15 protein-coding genes are annotated in these 14,523 nt (G+C 73.1%); 5 read left to right on the top strand and 10 right to left on the bottom strand.

The window, feature by feature from the left end:
• Positions 1 to 6 precede the first annotated feature (6 nt).
• From ABT123_RS14240 to ABT123_RS14210, 7 genes are all read right to left on the bottom strand, one after another.
• Complete coding sequence (locus tag ABT123_RS14240) at positions 7 to 1,284, bottom strand: acetylornithine transaminase (protein ID WP_351313163.1); 1,278 nt, start codon at positions 1,282 to 1,284, stop codon at positions 7 to 9.
• Entirely contained in the window at positions 1,281 to 2,192 is a 912-nt protein-coding gene (argB, locus tag ABT123_RS14235) for an acetylglutamate kinase (protein WP_351313162.1), read from the bottom strand. The genes ABT123_RS14240 and argB overlap by 4 nt, the downstream gene beginning before the upstream one ends.
• Positions 2,189 to 3,346, bottom strand: a complete 1,158-nt coding sequence (gene argJ, locus ABT123_RS14230; protein WP_351313160.1) for a bifunctional glutamate N-acetyltransferase/amino-acid acetyltransferase ArgJ — start codon at positions 3,344 to 3,346, stop codon at positions 2,189 to 2,191. The genes argB and argJ overlap by 4 nt, the downstream gene beginning before the upstream one ends.
• Entirely contained in the window at positions 3,343 to 4,374 is a 1,032-nt protein-coding gene (gene argC / locus ABT123_RS14225) for an N-acetyl-gamma-glutamyl-phosphate reductase (protein ID WP_351313158.1), read from the bottom strand. Before argC ends, argJ begins: the two co-directional genes overlap by 4 nt.
• Before the next feature lie 246 nt (positions 4,375 to 4,620).
• On the bottom strand, positions 4,621 to 5,373 hold the full coding sequence (locus ABT123_RS14220; RefSeq protein WP_351313156.1) for an N-acetyltransferase: 753 nt from the start codon (positions 5,371 to 5,373) through the stop codon (positions 4,621 to 4,623).
• Positions 5,374 to 5,407: 34 nt separating this feature from the next.
• Entirely contained in the window at positions 5,408 to 5,989 is a 582-nt protein-coding gene (locus tag ABT123_RS14215) for a histidine phosphatase family protein (RefSeq protein WP_351313154.1), read from the bottom strand.
• Between the two features lie 61 nt (positions 5,990 to 6,050).
• Positions 6,051 to 7,490, bottom strand: a complete 1,440-nt coding sequence (locus tag ABT123_RS14210) for an aminotransferase-like domain-containing protein (RefSeq protein WP_351313152.1) — start codon at positions 7,488 to 7,490, stop codon at positions 6,051 to 6,053.
• Between ABT123_RS14210 and ABT123_RS14205 the strand changes: the two genes are divergently transcribed.
• Positions 7,489 to 8,433 (top strand): DMT family transporter, encoded by a 945-nt coding sequence (locus tag ABT123_RS14205; RefSeq protein ID WP_351313150.1) that lies wholly within the window; start codon positions 7,489 to 7,491, stop codon positions 8,431 to 8,433. The two genes, ABT123_RS14210 and ABT123_RS14205, sit on opposite strands and share 2 nt — an antisense overlap.
• A gap of 60 nt (positions 8,434 to 8,493) precedes the next feature.
• A complete protein-coding gene (locus tag ABT123_RS14200) occupies positions 8,494 to 8,691 on the top strand; it encodes a DUF1918 domain-containing protein (protein ID WP_351313149.1) in 198 nt (65 codons plus the stop codon).
• Between the two features lie 10 nt (positions 8,692 to 8,701).
• Here the strand turns inward: ABT123_RS14200 and ABT123_RS14195 are convergent, their stop codons facing one another.
• Entirely contained in the window at positions 8,702 to 9,976 is a 1,275-nt protein-coding gene (locus ABT123_RS14195; RefSeq protein ID WP_351313147.1) for a glycoside hydrolase family 10-like protein, read from the bottom strand.
• Between the two features lie 139 nt (positions 9,977 to 10,115).
• Here ABT123_RS14195 and ABT123_RS14190 point away from each other — a divergent pair, with 139 nt between their 5' ends.
• The 3 genes from ABT123_RS14190 (at position 10,116) to ABT123_RS14180 (ending at position 11,830) form a co-directional block, all read left to right on the top strand.
• Positions 10,116 to 11,009 (top strand): 3-hydroxybutyryl-CoA dehydrogenase, encoded by an 894-nt coding sequence (locus ABT123_RS14190; protein ID WP_351313145.1) that lies wholly within the window; start codon positions 10,116 to 10,118, stop codon positions 11,007 to 11,009.
• Between the two features lie 170 nt (positions 11,010 to 11,179).
• A complete protein-coding gene (locus ABT123_RS14185) occupies positions 11,180 to 11,341 on the top strand; it encodes a hypothetical protein (protein ID WP_351313144.1) in 162 nt (53 codons plus the stop codon).
• A 291-nt stretch (positions 11,342 to 11,632) separates the two neighbouring features.
• Positions 11,633 to 11,830, top strand: coding sequence for a hypothetical protein (locus ABT123_RS14180; RefSeq protein ID WP_351313142.1), 198 nt, complete (start codon positions 11,633 to 11,635; stop codon positions 11,828 to 11,830).
• Between the two features lies 1 nt (position 11,831).
• Here the strand turns inward: ABT123_RS14180 and ABT123_RS14175 are convergent, their stop codons facing one another.
• On the bottom strand, positions 11,832 to 12,362 hold the full coding sequence (locus ABT123_RS14175) for an NUDIX hydrolase (RefSeq protein ID WP_351313140.1): 531 nt from the start codon (positions 12,360 to 12,362) through the stop codon (positions 11,832 to 11,834).
• 65 nt (positions 12,363 to 12,427) lie between these two features.
• Positions 12,428 to 13,768: an NsdA family TPR-like regulatory protein gene (locus ABT123_RS14170; RefSeq protein ID WP_351313139.1), complete on the bottom strand. Its 1,341-nt coding sequence runs from the start codon at positions 13,766 to 13,768 to the stop codon at positions 12,428 to 12,430.
• Positions 13,769 to 14,523 lie beyond the last annotated feature (755 nt).

The raw sequence follows: 14,523 nt of genomic DNA, 5'->3' as shown, positions 1-14,523 counted from the left end.
GTCGTCTCATTCTCCGGATCGTCCGTCCCCGTTGGCCGCGTCGAGGATGCCGGGCAGGGCCCGGACGAACGCGTCCACCTCGGCCTCCGAGAGGACGAACGGAGGCATCAGCCGTACGACGTCGGGGGCGGGCGCGTTGACCAGGAAGCCGGCTTCCTGAGCCGCCTGCTGCACCTGCGGTGCGAGCGGCTCCGTCAGCACGATACCCAGCAGCAGGCCGGAGCCGCGGACGTGGGAGACCAGCGGGTGTCCGGAGGCGCCGCCGGCGCCCTCGATTCCGGAGCGCAGCCGCTCGCCCCGCTCCTTCACCCGGTCGAGGAGTCCCTCGGCGGCGATGGTGTCGAGGACGGCCAGTCCGGCGGCGCAGGCCACCGGGTTCCCGCCGAAGGTGGTGCCGTGCTGGCCGGGCTGGAGCAGGCCGGCCGTCTCGCCGAAGGCGGCGACGGCGCCGAGCGGCAGCCCGCCGCCCAGACCCTTCGCAAGCGTGACGAGGTCGGGCTCGACCCCCTCGTGGGCCTGGTACTCGAACCACTGGCCGCAGCGGCCGATGCCGGTCTGCACCTCGTCCAGGACGAGCAGGGTGCCGGTGGCCCGGGTGATCTCGCGGGCGGCCTTGAGGTAGCCGGCCGGCGGGACGACCACGCCGTTCTCGCCCTGGATGGGCTCGATGATCACCAGCGCGGTGTCCTCGGTGACGGCGGCGCGCAGGGCCTCCACATCGCCGTAGGGGACATGCGTGACCTCGCCGGGCAGCGGCCGGAAGGGCTCCTGCTTCTTCGGCTGGCCGGTGAGTGCGAGGGCGCCCATGGTGCGGCCGTGGAAGCCGCCGACGGTGGCCACCATATGGGTGCGCCCGGTCAGCCGGCCGATCTTGAAGGCGGCCTCGACGGCCTCGGCCCCGGAGTTGCAGAAGAAAATCCTGCCCTCGCGGCCGAAGAGCTGGAGCAGCCGCTCGCCGAGGGCGAGGACCGGCTCGGAGGCGTAGAGGTTGGAGATGTGCGCCAGGGTGGAGATCTGCCGCGACACGGCCTCCACGATCGCCGGGTGGGCGTGCCCGAGGGCGTTGACCGCGATCCCGCCGACGAAGTCGGTGTACTGCCTGCCGTCGGCGTCCCAGACCTGGGCGCCCGCACCGCGGACCAGGGCCACGGCCGGGGTGCCGTAGTTGTCGGTCAGCGTGCTCTGCCAGCGGGCGCCGAACGCCGCGTTGCCGCCGGTGCTGGTGCTGGTGCTGGTGCCGGTGCCGGTGCCGGTGCCGGTGCCGGTGCTGGTGGTGCCGCTCACCGGGCTCCCCCTTCGTGCTCGTCCGGCACGACCATCGTGCCGATGCCTTCGTCCGTGAAGATCTCCAGCAGGATGGAGTGCTGGACCCGCCCGTCGATCACTCTGGCGGTGTGGACGCCGTTGCGTACGGCGTGCAGGCAGCCCTCCATCTTCGGGACCATGCCGCTGGACAGCTCGGGCAGCAGCTTCTCCAGTTCGCTCGCGGTGAGCTGGCTGATGACCTCGTCGCTGTTGGGCCAGTCCGCGTAGAGGCCCTCGACGTCGGTGAGCACCATCAGGGTCTCGGCGCCGAGGGAGGCGGCAAGTGCGGCGGCGGCGGTGTCGGCGTTGACGTTGTAGACGTGCCCGTCGTCGGCGCTGCGCGCGATGGAGGAGATGACCGGGATCCGGCCGTCGTTCAGCAGGGCGACGATGGCCCCGGTGTCGATGGCGGTGATCTCACCGACCCGGCCGATGTCGACGGACTCGCCGCCGATCTGCGGCCGGTGCTGTACGGCGGAGATGGTGTGGGCGTCCTCGCCGGTCATGCCGACGGCGAGCGGGCCGTGCTGGTTGAGCAGCCCGACCAGTTCCCGCTGGACCTGCCCCGCCAAGACCATCCGTACGACGTCCATGGCTTCCGGGGTGGTGACGCGGAGGCCGGCCTTGAACTCGCTGACCAGGCCCTCCTTGTCCAGCTGGGCGTTGATCTGCGGGCCGCCGCCGTGCACGACCACCGGCTTGATGCCGGCCTGCCGCAGGAACACCACGTCCTGGGCGAAGGCGGCCTTGAGTTCCTCGTTCACCATGGCGTTGCCGCCGAACTTGATGACGATGGTCTTGCCGTGGTGCCGGGTGAGCCAGGGCAGGGCCTCGATCAGCGTCTGGGCCTTGGGGAGGGCGGTGTGCTTCCGCGTTGGGCCGCTCATGACGAGTACGCGCTGTTCTCGTGGACGTACTCGGCGGTCAGGTCGTTGGCCCAGATGACCGCGCTCTCGGAACCGGCCGCCAGGTCGGCGGTGATCCGGACCTCACGGTCCTTCATGGAGACCAGCTCGCGGTCCTCGCCGACCGAGCCGTTCTTGCAGACCCACACGTCGTTGATGGCGACGTTGAGACGGTCCGGGTCGAAGTCGGCCGTGGTGGTGCCGATGGCGGCGAGCACCCGGCCCCAGTTCGGGTCCTCGCCGTGGATGGCGCACTTGAGGAGGTTGTTGCGGGCGATGGTCCGGCCGACCTCGACGGCGTCGTCCTCGGTGGCGGCGCCGACGACCTCGATGCGGATGTCCTTGCTGGCGCCCTCGGCATCGCCGATCAGCTGGCGGGCGAGGTCCTCGCAGACCTGCCGGACCGCCTCGGCGAACTCCTCCTGGGCGGGGACGGTGCCGGAGGCGCCGGAGGCGAGGAGCAGCACGGTGTCGTTGGTGGACATGCAGCCGTCGGAGTCGACCCGGTCGAAGGTGGTGCGGGTCGCGGCGCGCAGCGCGGTGTCGAGGGCGGCGCTGTCCAGGTCGGCGTCGGTGGTGAGGACGACCAGCATGGTGGCCAGGCCCGGGGCGAGCATGCCCGCGCCCTTGGCCATGCCGCCGACGGTCCAGCCGTCCTTGGCAACCACGGCCGTCTTGTGGACGGTGTCGGTGGTCTTGATGGCGATGGCGGCGGCCTCGCCGCCGTCCTCGGAGAGGGCGGCGACGGCCGTGTCGATGCCCGGGAGCAGCTTGTCCATGGGGAGCAGGACGCCGATCAGACCGGTCGAGGCGACCGCGATCTCCCCGGCGTTGTGCTCGCCGCCCAGTGCCTCGGCGACCTTCTCGGCGGTGGCGTGGGTGTCCTGGAAGCCCTTGGGGCCGGTGCAGGCGTTGGCGCCGCCGGAGTTGAGGACCACGGCGCTGACCGTGCCGCCGCGCAGGACCTGCTCGGACCAGTGGACCGGCGCGGCCTTGACGCGGTTGGAGGTGAAGACTCCCGCGACGGCCAGCCGGGGTCCGTGGTTGACCACGAGGGCCAGGTCCGGGTTGCCGCTCGCCTTGATGCCGGCCGCGATGCCCGCGGCGGTGAAACCCTGTGCTGCCGTAACCGTCACGGCGCGACTCCGATCGTGGAAAGTCCGAGGCCCTCGGGGAACCCGAGGGCGATGTTCATGCTCTGGACAGCGCCGCCGGCGGTGCCCTTGGTCAGGTTGTCGATGGCGCTGACGACGATGATCCGCTGGACGGCCTCGTCGTACGCCACCTGGAGCTGGACGGCGTTGGAACCGTAGACGGACGCGGTGGCCGGCCACTGGCCCTCGGGCAGCAGGTGGACGAAGGGCTCGTCCGCGTACGCCTTCTCGTACGCGGCGCGCAGCGATTCGGCGGTGGTGCCCGGGACGGCCTTGGCGCTGCAGGTGGCGAGGATGCCGCGGGCCATGGGCGCCAGGGTGGGGGTGAAGGAGACGGCGACCTGCGTGCCGCCCGCGGCGGCGCTCAGGTTCTGCACCATCTCGGGGGTGTGCCGGTGGCCGCCGCCGACGCCGTAGGGGCTCATGGAGCCCATGACCTCGGAGCCGAGCAGGTGGGGCTTGAGGGCCTTGCCGGCGCCGGAGGTGCCGGTGGCGGCGACGATCACGGCCTCGGGCTCGGCGAGCCCCTGCGCGTAGGCCGGCCAAAGGGCCAGCGAGACGGCGGTGGGGTAGCAGCCGGGGACCGCGATGCGCTTGGACCCCTCCAGCGCGGAGCGGGCACCCGGCAGTTCGGGGAGGCCGTAGGGCCAGGTTCCGGCGTGCGGGGAGCCGTAGAACTTCTCCCAGGCCGTGGCGTCCTGCAGCCGGTGGTCGGCGCCCATGTCGACGACCAGGACGTCCTCGCCGAGCTGGGCGGCGACGGCCGCGGACTGTCCGTGCGGCAGCGCCAGGAACACCACATCGTGACCGGCGAGGACCTCGGCGTTGGTGGGCTCCAGGGTGCGGCCGGCGAGCGGGACCAGGTGCGGCTGGAGGCTGCCGAGGAGCTGTCCGGCATTGGAGTTGCCGGTCAGTGCGCCGATCTCCACCTCGGGGTGCGACAGCAGCAGGCGCAGGACCTCGCCACCCGCGTATCCGCTCGCTCCGGCCACCGCTACACGTACCACCATCGGACCCTCCTCATCGATGGCATGACTATACGTAGTCGTGCACGCTTATGCAAAGAATTGGGATTCTGATCTGTCAGGTGCGGACGGTGGTCCCGGTCCGGTGGCGCTCGCCGTCCCCGTGCGTTTCCTTCGATGAGCCCTTTCCGCCTCGGCCTGGCCTCCCTGGTGGTCGGTCACGACACTTAAGTCTCCCCGAAACCCGGGGTCGCGGGCGCAGGCTGCCGCCCCCGCCACCGCATGTCCTTGCTACGCCGGGGTCAGGGGGTGGCGGACCCAGACATTCGGTTCCACGTAGACCGCGTGGCCCCGGTCCGGGGCGCAGTGGACCGGAACCAGGGCGCCCGGGACATGGACCGGGCCGGCCGTATCGAAGGGCAGGCCGGTCCAGCTCCGCCATTCGGCCAGGGAACCGGAGATCGTCATGGACAGCGGGGCCACCGAGTCGATCACGCCACCCGCGCGGACGTGCACGCGCAGCCACGGGTCGTACGGCAGGCCGTCCTCGCGGGTCCGGTACGCGTACTCCTCGATCGGGGTGTCCGGCTCGGCGGGCTTCCCGCTGGGCCGGACCGGCGCCACGACCTCGGCGAATCCGCGGGCCCGGGCGTTCTCGCGCAGGGCGGCCAGCATCCGGCCGGACATGCCCTCGCCCTGCCGGCCGGTGGCGACCGATATCTCGATGGCGCTCACGGTGTCGGGCGCGACCTCGCGCCGCAGGTCGGAGAAGGCCCACAGCAGGACCTGGTCCCAGCCGCGGGCGGGCAGCTCCTCGCGGCCCTCGATGTGCAGGGCGAAGGGCACGCTGAACCCGCGGGCCACCACCGCGTCGCCGTCGGTGGCGACCAGCACGTATTCCGGCAGCTCGGCGACCATCCGCGGATAGAGCAGCCAGGACACCAGGTCCTGGCCGGCGAACTCGTACCAGGAATCGTCCATGTCCCAGAGCCGGTCCGCCAGTTCGGGCCGCTCGGCAAGGGTGGTGATCTTCACGCTGTTCATGGCGGCATGCTAGGCCCTGTCGCCCGGACCGGGCCTAGGCAATATCCGGCTCCCGGAGGGAGAGGTACCAGCGGCCGGAGGAGCCGGCCAGGGTGAGGGTGGAGAGCGGGCGGACGTCGACGTTCCAGTAGGTCTGCGGCGGCGCTTGCAGTGCGTAGACCAGGGCGGCCCGGACCACCGCGGGCTCGGCCACCGCCAGGATGGCCGCGCCGTCGTCGGCGGGCCGGCTGTCCAGCCAGCCGCCGACCCGGGTGATGAACGCGAGCAGCGATTCGCCGCCGTGCGGGGCCGCGTACGGATCGCCGAGCCAGAGGTCGACCGCGCCGGGCTCGCGGGCCGTCACCTCGGCCAGGGTCAGCCCCCGCCAGCGGCCCATGTCGCAGTCCCGCAGGGCCGGCTGGGCGAGCGGGGCGTAGCCGAGGGCCTGGCCGGTGGCCCGGCTGCGCGGGGTGGGCGAGCAGTAGCGCAGCTCGGCGGCGCCCAGCGGTACGAGCCGGCGGGCCGCGGCCTCCACGGCCCGCCAGCCCGCCCCGTCCAGCGGGCGGTCGTCGTCGAACCGCTCGGCCAGCAGGGCGGAGCTGCGGGCTGCGGCGACGAGCGAGACCCGAACATGCATGCGGCGATCGTGCGGCGGACCATCCCGCGGGTCAAGCCTTCGTACGCTCCCGGTTCGCGGGTCAGCCCCGCAGGCCCGCGACGGCGGACGCCAGGCGCCGCACCCCCTCGGTCAGCTCGGCCGGCCCGGCCACGCCGGCGAAGCTGAGCCGGACGTACGGACCCGGAGGTTCCGCGCAGAAGTACGGGCGGCCGGGCGCGACCGCCACCCCGGCGCGCAGGGCGGCGGCAACGAACCCCGCCTCGTCGGAGCCCTCAGGCAGCCGGACCCACAACTGGTAGCCGCCGGAGGGCAGGTGGGGCAGCGTCAGGCCGGGCAGGGCCGAGCGGACGGCTCCGGCCAGCACGTCCCGGCGGTGCCGGAGCTCGGCGGCGACGGCCCGCAGGTGGCGGGGCCAGGCGGGGGCGCCGACCAGTTCGAGGGCGGCCTCCTGGAGCGGCCGGGGGACGAAGAAGCTGTCCACCACCTGGATGGCCCGCAGCCGGTCCAGCACCGGCCCGCGGGCGGAGAGGGCGCCTACCCGCAGGCTCGGCGAGGTGGGCTTGGTCAGCGACCGGACGTGGACCACCACCCCGTCCGGGTCGTCGGCGGCCAGCGGGGCGGGCAGCTGTCCGGCGTCCTCATGGACCAGCGAGCGCGCGTAATCGTCCTCGACCACGAAGGCCCCGGCCGCCCGGGCGATCCGCCGGACCTCCGCCCGCCGCCCGGCGGAGAGCACCGAGCCGGTCGGGTTCTGGAACAGCGGCTGGCATACGAACACCCGCGCGCCGGTCGCCTCGAAGGCCGCGGCGAGCAGCTCCGGGCGGACCCCGTCGGCGTCGGCCGGCACCGGGACGGGCCGGCAGCCCGAGGCCCGGGCGATGGCCAGCAGGCCGGGGTAGGTCGGGGATTCCACCAGCACGGGTGCGCCGGGCGGGGCCAGGGCCCGCAGGGCGGTGGTGAGCGCGCTCTGCCCGCCCGCCGTGACCAGCACATCGGCGGCGGTGAGGCCGCCGCCGATCTCACGGGCGAACCAGTCGCGCAGCTCGGGCAGCCCCTCCATCGGCGGCCGGCCCCAGGCGCCGGGACGGCGGCCGGCCCGGGCGAGGGCCGCCGCCATGGCCCGCTCGGGCTGGAGGGAGGTGTGCAGGTAGCCGCCGTTGAGCTCGATCACCCCGGTCGGGGGCGCGGTCAGGGAGACCAGGACACCGGAGGCGTCGACCGAGCGCGGCACGGCCGCCTCGGCGGCCCCGGCGCTGAGGGCGACCTCCTGCCAGGAGGTGTCACCGGCCGGTTCCGGCCCGCTGCGACGCGGCTCCGCGCGGAAGACACCGGCGCCGGGCCGGGTGACGACCAGCCCCTCGGCGGCGAGCCGGGCGAGGGCCCGGGAGACCGTCACGGGGCTGACCCGGTACCGCTCGACCAGGGCACGGCTCGAGGGGAGCTTTCCACCTACGGAGTAGCGGTTCAGCTCGGACCGCAGAGATTCCGCCAGTTCGGCCACACTGCTACGCTCATACATGAGAGCCAAGAATAGCGCTATCGTCCCGACGGGGATAGCAGTTCCGTCCAGAACGACGGCCGCGGGGACCACGGAAACCGCGACCGTGGGGACGGCGCGCAACGGGACGATCATGGCCGGGCTCGGTGTCGTCGCCTTCTCGCTGACCTTCCCCGCCACTGCCTGGGGCCTGGAGAGCTTCGGCCCCTGGACCCTGGTGTCCCTGCGCAGCACGCTGGCCGCACTGATCGCCGCCGGGTTCCTGCTCGCCCTGCGCGTGCCGCTGCCCGCCCGGGAGCACCGGGCCGGGCTGGCCGTGGTCGCCGCCGGGGTGGTGATCGGCTTCCCGCTGCTCACCACGCTCGCCCTGCGCACCTCCAGCACCTCCCATGCCGCCGTGGTGGTCGGCATGCTGCCGCTCACCACCGCCGCCTTCGCCGCCCTGCGCACCGGCGCCCGGCCGTCCCGCACCTTCTGGGCCGCCGCGGTGGCCGGAGCCGCCGTCGTGCTCGGCTTCACGCTGGCGCAGAGCGGCGGGGCCCTGTCCGCCGGCGACGGGTTCCTGTTCGCCGCCCTGCTCGCCTGCGCGGCCGGCTACACCGAGGGCGGCCGGCTGGCCCGGGTGATGCCCGGCTGGCAGGTGGTCGGCTGGGCGCTGGTGCTGTGCCTGCCGCTCGCCCTGGCCGGCAGCGCGGCCGGCCTGGCGTACGAGCCGGTCCACCTCACCGGCCGCGGGCTCACCGGTCTCCTCTGGGCCGCGGCCGGCTCCACCTTCCTCGGGCTGTACGTCTGGTACCGCGGGATGGCCGCGATCGGCCCGGCCCGGGCCAGCCAGCTCCAGCTCGCCCAGCCGCTGCTGACCCTGGTCTGGGCGGTGACCCTGCTGGGCGAACGGCTCTCCCCCGCCGCCCCGCTGACGGCCGTCGCGGTGCTGGTCTGCATTGCCGTAACTCAGCGGGCGTAATCATCCCGAACCGCCGTAAACTGACGTCACCGGAACGGACCGGCTCCGAGGGAGGTCAGCATGCGCGCGACCGAGGGCGACCAGCTGGTGCAGCACGGCAGGGTCGTAGGCCAGCACGACAAGATCGGCGAGATCACCCAGGTCCTGGGAGACAACGGAACCCCTCCCTATCGGGTCCGCTTCCAGGACGGCCACGAGGCCGTGATGTCCCCTGGCCCTGACTGCGTCGTACGGCACCCCGCCGACTCAGACCACTGACCGCACGCGCTCAGCGCGGCGGCACCACTGCCTGGTAGTGGTCGGTGACGACCCTGCCCATGGCCCCGTTGGGGTCCGCGACCACCTGCTTCGCCGAGAAGTGGACGTGGCCGCGGACCTCCGCGTGCCCGCGCGCCAGGGTCAGATGCCGGGTCAGCTCCGCCGGGTCCCGCCAGGCCGGGGTCTCGCTGTTCCGGTCGCAGCGGTACAGCGCCTCGCCGATGTACAGGTCCACCCCGGTGCCGGCCACGGTCCGGGCCCACCACGGCACCAGTGCGGCGTAGTCGGCGGCGCTGTGCCCGATGTGCCAATAGCACTGCGGCACGATGTAGTCGAGCCAGCCTTCGGTCACCCACTTGCGGGTGTCCGCGTACAGGTCGTCGTACGTTCCGACGCCCGCCCGGGTCGGTGAGCCCAGCGGGTCCCGGTCGTCGTTGCGCCAGACGGCGAACGGGCTGACGCCGAACCGGGCGCCGGGGCGCAGCGCCCTCAGCCGCTCCGACATCTCCCGCACCAGGGTGTCCGTGTTGTGGCGCCGCCAGTCGGCCCGGGAGGCGAACCCGTCGCCGTACTCCTCGTACGCTGCGTCGTCGTCGAAGTGCTGGCCTTCCACCGGGTAGGGGTAGAAGTAGTCGTCCCAGTGGACCCCGTCCACCGGGTAGCGGGCGACCGCGTCGAGCATCGCCTCCTGAACGAATCTGCGCACCTGAGGCAGGCCGGGGTTGTAGTACAGCTTCCCGGCGTACGGAACCGTCCAGTCCGGGTTGGTCCGGGCCGGGTGGCCGGCGGCGAGCCGGGACGGATCGGTGTGGGTGTTCGCCACCCGGTACGGGTTGAACCAGGCGTGCAGCTCCAGCCCGCGGGCGTGCGCCTCGGTCACCGCCGTGCCCAGCGGGTCCCAGCCCGGGTCGCGGCCCTGCACCCCGGTCAGCCACTGGGACCACGGCTCCTTCGCGCCGGGCCACATGGCGTCGGCGGTCGGCCGGACCTGCAGGACCACCGCGTTCAGCCGGCGGCGCAGGGCGGTGTCGAGGAGCGCGATGAGCTCCGCCCGCTGCTCCGCAGCGCTCAGGCCGGTCCTGGAGGGCCAGTCGACGTTGTGCACCGAGGCGATCCACATCCCGCGGAACTCCGGCACTGCGGCCCGGCCCGCCGGCCCGTGCGCGGTGGCCGGAGCGGTGCTGTGGGTGGCGCCGTGGGCGGCGCCGTGTGCGGTTCCGGTCGCGGCGGCGGTCAGCACCCCCGCCGCCGTGGCCAGCAGATTCCGACGGCCGATGTACGCCATGTGACAGCTCCCGTGCGCTGGGTGACATTGCGGTGTGTGCGCCCAGCATGCCCGCCCCGGCCGCCCGGGGAACGCAAGGGCGGGAGTAACGTCGGGGGGCGTGGCGGGCGCCGGAATCGTACGGGGGACCCGCCGACGGATGAGCAGCGAAAGGCACGAAGTGACTGACCTCCCTTCCGACATCACCCGAGTCGGCGTAGTGGGCTGTGGCCAGATGGGCGCGGGCATCGCCGAGGTGTGCGCCCGAAGTGGCCTTGAGGTCAAGGTCGCCGAGACCACCGGCGAAGCCCTGGAGATCGGACGTACCCGGCTGATCAACTCCCTCACCAAGGCCGCCGAGCGCGGCAAGATCACCGAGGAGGAGCGGGACGCCACGGTGGCCCGGCTCAGCTTCACCACCGACCTCGGCGAGTTCGCGGACCGCGATCTGGTCATCGAGGCGGTCGTCGAGAACGAACAGGTCAAGACCGAGATCTTCCAGGTCCTCGACCAGGTCGTCACCCGGCCGGACGCGATCCTCGCCTCCAACACCTCCTCCATCCCGCTGGTGAAGCTGGCCGTCGCGACCTCGCGGCCGGACCAGGTCATCGGCATCCACTTCTTCAACCCGGCGCCGGTGCAGAAGCTCGTCGAGCTGATCCCCGCCCTGACCACCGGGGACGAGACCGTCAAGCGGTCCGAGGCGCTGGTGCGGGACGTGCTCGGCAAGCACGCGGTCCGTGCCCAGGACCGGTCCGGCTTCGTGGTGAACGCCCTGCTCGTCCCGTACCTGCTGTCGGCGATCCGGATGTTCGAGTCCGGCATCGCCAGCCGCGAGGACATCGACAACGGCATGGAGCTGGGCTGCGCCCACCCCATGGGCCCGCTGAAGCTGTCCGACCTGATCGGCCTGGACACCATCGTCTCGATCGCCGAGTCAATGTACGCCGAGTACAAGGAGCCGCTGTACGCCGCTCCCCCGCTGCTGCAGCGGATGGTCGACGCGGGCCGCCTCGGCCGCAAGACGGGCTCGGGCTTCTACCCGTACGGCTGAGCCGTCGTCCTGTCGCCGACCGCCACCGGGTTGACGGGGGCGGTCGGCGATAGAATGGCGCTGTCCGCTGCGTTCTCCTGCCGTCCCGGCCGCCCCCGGCGCGGCCCCCTCAGGAGCACGGGACACGCCGAGTTGTGGCGGACCGGGCCCATCGGCCCGAGAGGAAGACCATGCCCCGCCACGCCTGCCGGCGCTCCTTCGCCGTGCTGACCACACCTGCGCTGGCCCTGTCCCTGCTGGCGGTCGCCCCCGCCGGTGCTTCGGACCGGGCTTCCGCGCAGACTCCGTCCTCCACCGCCGGGTCCGTGACGGCGCCCACCGTCTGCCACTGACTGAGCAAGCCTCCGCAGGACCAGTTCCACAAAGGCTGCCGGCAGGGGTACCTCGAAGGCTCCAAGGTCGGCAACCGCGACGGCAAGCCGCCCATCTGCAACAAGATCCTTCCGCCGCTGACCCCGGTCAACCCCAGCGCCTTCGAGCGCGGCAAGGCCCAGGGCTACCGCTACGGTTACGACCAGGCCTATGCCAAGGCCTATCCGCAGTTCTGCGCCAACCAGCCCAAGCCGCAGGTGCCGCCGCCCCCGCCTCCCCCGCCGCCGCCCCAGCAGCAGACGCCGGAGTCCATGGCCGCCGCAGGGAAGACCGCGGGCGAGTCGTGGGGCCGTACGGACGCCGAGAAGTGCGACCTCAACCGCCCGAACGCGCGCCTGAAGCCGCCGCCCACGCCCAACGTCCTGATCCAGGCCTATCAGAACGCCTATGCCGTCGCCTACGACACCACGTACGACGAGGTCTTCCGCCAGAAGTGCCTCAACAAGTGAGTCAGCCCAGCCGGAGATGATGCAGCAGCAGGAGTCCGGCCGCCATGTTGGCGGCCGGAATCTCCCCGCGCGCGATCATGTCCGGTACGAGCTTGAGCGGGACCCATTCGCGGCGTGAGGATTCGAAGTCGTCCTCGGGATGGCCGATGTACGTGGCGCCGTCCGCCCAGTAGAGGTGGTGGCGGGCGTCGGTCAGCCCGTTGGCGGGCTCGACGGTCATCAGGTGGTGGAGCGGGCCGGGCCGCCAGCCCGACTCCTCCTCCATCTCCCGGGCCGCGGCCCGCTCGATGTCCTCGCCGTCCTCGACCACCCCGGCGGGAAGTTCCCAGCCCCAGCTGCCGGTGATGAACCGGTGCCGCCACAGCAGCAGCACCTCGTTGGCCTCGTTGACGGCCGTGGCGACGGCGACCGGGCGGAGCCGGATGACGAAGTGGTCCAGGTGCCGGCCGTCGGGGAGTTCCACATCGGCGAGATTCACGTCGAACCAGCGGTTCTTGTACACGGTCTGCTCACTCAGGTTCGTCCACTGCACGGTTCTGCCACCTTCCGTTCGAGTAGGTGGCAACATGGCAGCAGTTGCGCAAGCCTGGCGAAACGTCAGAGCGGTACCCGCAAGGCCCCGTCGATCAGCCGGGCGGTCTCCTCCGCACGGGCACATCCGCTGGTCAGCAGCTGTTCCCGGACGGCCCGCAGCCGGTCCCGCAGCCGCAGCGACTCCATCCCCTTGGCCCGCTCGGCCATTTCCGCCGCCGCGGCGACGGCCCCGTCCGCCTCCCCCTGACGGAGCTGGATCTCACACAGCATGGCCAGCCGGTGCACCCGGCCCCGGTCGTGCGCCGGGGTCCCGACCGCCGCCGTGGCCTGCTCCTGCGCCGCGTCCAGTTCTCCCAGGCTGAGCAGGGCCTCGGCCACCTGGACGTTGACCAGACCGGGCTGCACATACCCCGTTTCGTCCGGTTCGCTCCCTCGCCGGATCCGCTCTGCCGCCGCCTCCGCCTGCCGGATGCAGGCCAGCGCGGCCCCCGTGTCCCCCAACTGGGCATAGGCCTTGGCCTGCATGGCGTGCAGATCGGCGGCCAGCGCCGGGGTGGTGTGCCGCCCGGCCGCCCGCAGCGCGGCCTCCGCGAAGGCCACCGCCTGCCGGAACTCCCGCAGGTGCAGGGACTGGTTGACGATCAGCGCGATCACATAGGCACCCAGCCCGCGGTCACCGCTGGCCTTGGCGAGCCGGAGCGCCTGGTGGAAGTAGCGCTGCGCCAGCCCGTGGGCATCCGAGTCGTACGCGCAGATCCCGGCCACCGCCACCAGGGACCCCGAGGCCCGGTACAGCCGGCGGCCCAGCGCGTCCGGGTAACTCCCGCGCAGCATGGGGGCGGTCTCACTGCCGAGGAAGCGGACGATCCGGGCGCGGGTGGCCATGCCGCCGGCCCGCCGGTACATCAGCTCGTAGTGGTCGCGGGCTGCCCGCAGGATCTCGATGTGCTCGGGGCCGATCCGGGTGGGACCGTCCCGGGACACATCGGCGTCCTCGGGCGGGTTCTCCCACTCCCATACGGGGATCACGGCGGGGGTCCCGGTCACCGCGGCGGCGGTCAGCAGCGGCGGGCGGCCCTGCTCGTCGGCCCGCCAGAGCGCGGTGGCCCGGTCCACGAACCCGCTGAGCGGGGAGCCGTGCACGGGGGTGGCCTGGCCGGGCACCCCGAGTCCGATGTCGTCGAGTCCCACCGGCCGGCGCAGCCGGTGCCCCAGCACCTCGCAGATCAGATCGGGCACCTGGCCGCGAGGCCGCTGCCCCTTCAACCAGCGGGCAACGGCGGTGTGTTCGTAGCGCAGGGCGAGACCGCGGGTGCGGCCGGCCTGGTTCACATGGGCGGCGAGTCCGGCATGGGACATGCCCGCCTCGGCGAGGAGGGCATCGAGCAGGACGTTGGACTGCATGGGCCCCTCCTGGGGGTGCGTCGGTCCCAGGCTAGTGGGTGCGGGGTTCACACGGGGTGTGAACCGAGTGCGCGCATAAATGCGCCGCGCACTCTGCCGCGGGGCGGCCCGGGCCGGTTGACTGGGGGTCTCGCCTCGCCAAGAGGCAGCTCGGGCCGTCGGCTCCCCCTCGTACAGTGCGATGGCCCGTAACCGCGCCGCCCGTTCTGCTGTCTGCCCGACACTCCATGGCAGACGGGCGGCGCGTGTCGGCTCCGCCGCCACCGGTTGGTCGCCGGTCGCGGCGGGGCGGGCCGGTCCCCCACCCACCCGGGCCCGGTCCGCAGCGGCTCCACCGACTCCTCGCGGCCTCCCTCGGCCCCGCAGGAGCCGGTGGACGCCGGGCCACCGTTTCAGGGGCGGTGCCCGGCGGGACGGAAGCGGTCGTTGCGCAGCACCAGCAGGGCGATGCCATCGACAAGCCGCCCGCCCTTCCCGAAGCGGGGCTCCGCCCCGTCCCCCTCCTGGGGCTCCGCCCCAAACCCGCTCGGCGCTCCGCGCCCGCCACACACCGGCCCAGCCGGCCCCGCCGGCACGGGGTCCGGGGGGCGTAGCCCCCGGTACACGGTCCGGGGCCGTGGCCCCCCCGTACGGGGTGCGGGGGCGTCGCCCCCGCTTCGGGGTGCCGGGCGGAGCCCGGGCACCCGGCGGGGTCCGGGGCGGAGCCCCGGTTTCGGGGGGGGGCGGGGGGGGGGAAGGCTCCGCGCAGCGGGTCC

The organism is Streptomyces sp. NPDC002054, from assembly GCF_040296685.1.
GTDB lineage: Bacteria > Actinomycetota > Actinomycetes > Streptomycetales > Streptomycetaceae > Streptomyces.
Note: the sequence above shows the minus strand (reverse complement) of the source record. Positions and strands in the feature narration are given on the sequence as shown.

What these genes read in the sequence shown, in the direction of transcription:
- argB (WP_351313162.1), bottom strand. Translation starts at nt 2,192, where the DNA reads ATGAGCGGCCCAACGCGGAAGCACACCGCCCTCCCCAAGGCCCAGACG.
- argC (WP_351313158.1), bottom strand. Translation starts at nt 4,374, where the DNA reads ATGGTGGTACGTGTAGCGGTGGCCGGAGCGAGCGGATACGCGGGTGGC.
- ABT123_RS14220 (WP_351313156.1), bottom strand. Translation starts at nt 5,373, where the DNA reads ATGAACAGCGTGAAGATCACCACCCTTGCCGAGCGGCCCGAACTGGCG.
- ABT123_RS14215 (WP_351313154.1), bottom strand. Translation starts at nt 5,989, where the DNA reads ATGCATGTTCGGGTCTCGCTCGTCGCCGCAGCCCGCAGCTCCGCCCTG.
- ABT123_RS14205 (WP_351313150.1), top strand. Translation starts at nt 7,489, where the DNA reads ATGAGAGCCAAGAATAGCGCTATCGTCCCGACGGGGATAGCAGTTCCG.
- ABT123_RS14210 (WP_351313152.1), bottom strand. Translation starts at nt 7,490, where the DNA reads ATGTATGAGCGTAGCAGTGTGGCCGAACTGGCGGAATCTCTGCGGTCC.
- ABT123_RS14200 (WP_351313149.1), top strand. Translation starts at nt 8,494, where the DNA reads ATGCGCGCGACCGAGGGCGACCAGCTGGTGCAGCACGGCAGGGTCGTA.
- ABT123_RS14195 (WP_351313147.1), bottom strand. Translation starts at nt 9,976, where the DNA reads ATGGCGTACATCGGCCGTCGGAATCTGCTGGCCACGGCGGCGGGGGTG.
- ABT123_RS14190 (WP_351313145.1), top strand. Translation starts at nt 10,116, where the DNA reads ATGAGCAGCGAAAGGCACGAAGTGACTGACCTCCCTTCCGACATCACC.
- ABT123_RS14185 (WP_351313144.1), top strand. Translation starts at nt 11,180, where the DNA reads ATGCCCCGCCACGCCTGCCGGCGCTCCTTCGCCGTGCTGACCACACCT.
- ABT123_RS14180 (WP_351313142.1), top strand. Translation starts at nt 11,633, where the DNA reads ATGGCCGCCGCAGGGAAGACCGCGGGCGAGTCGTGGGGCCGTACGGAC.
- ABT123_RS14170 (WP_351313139.1), bottom strand. Translation starts at nt 13,768, where the DNA reads ATGCAGTCCAACGTCCTGCTCGATGCCCTCCTCGCCGAGGCGGGCATG.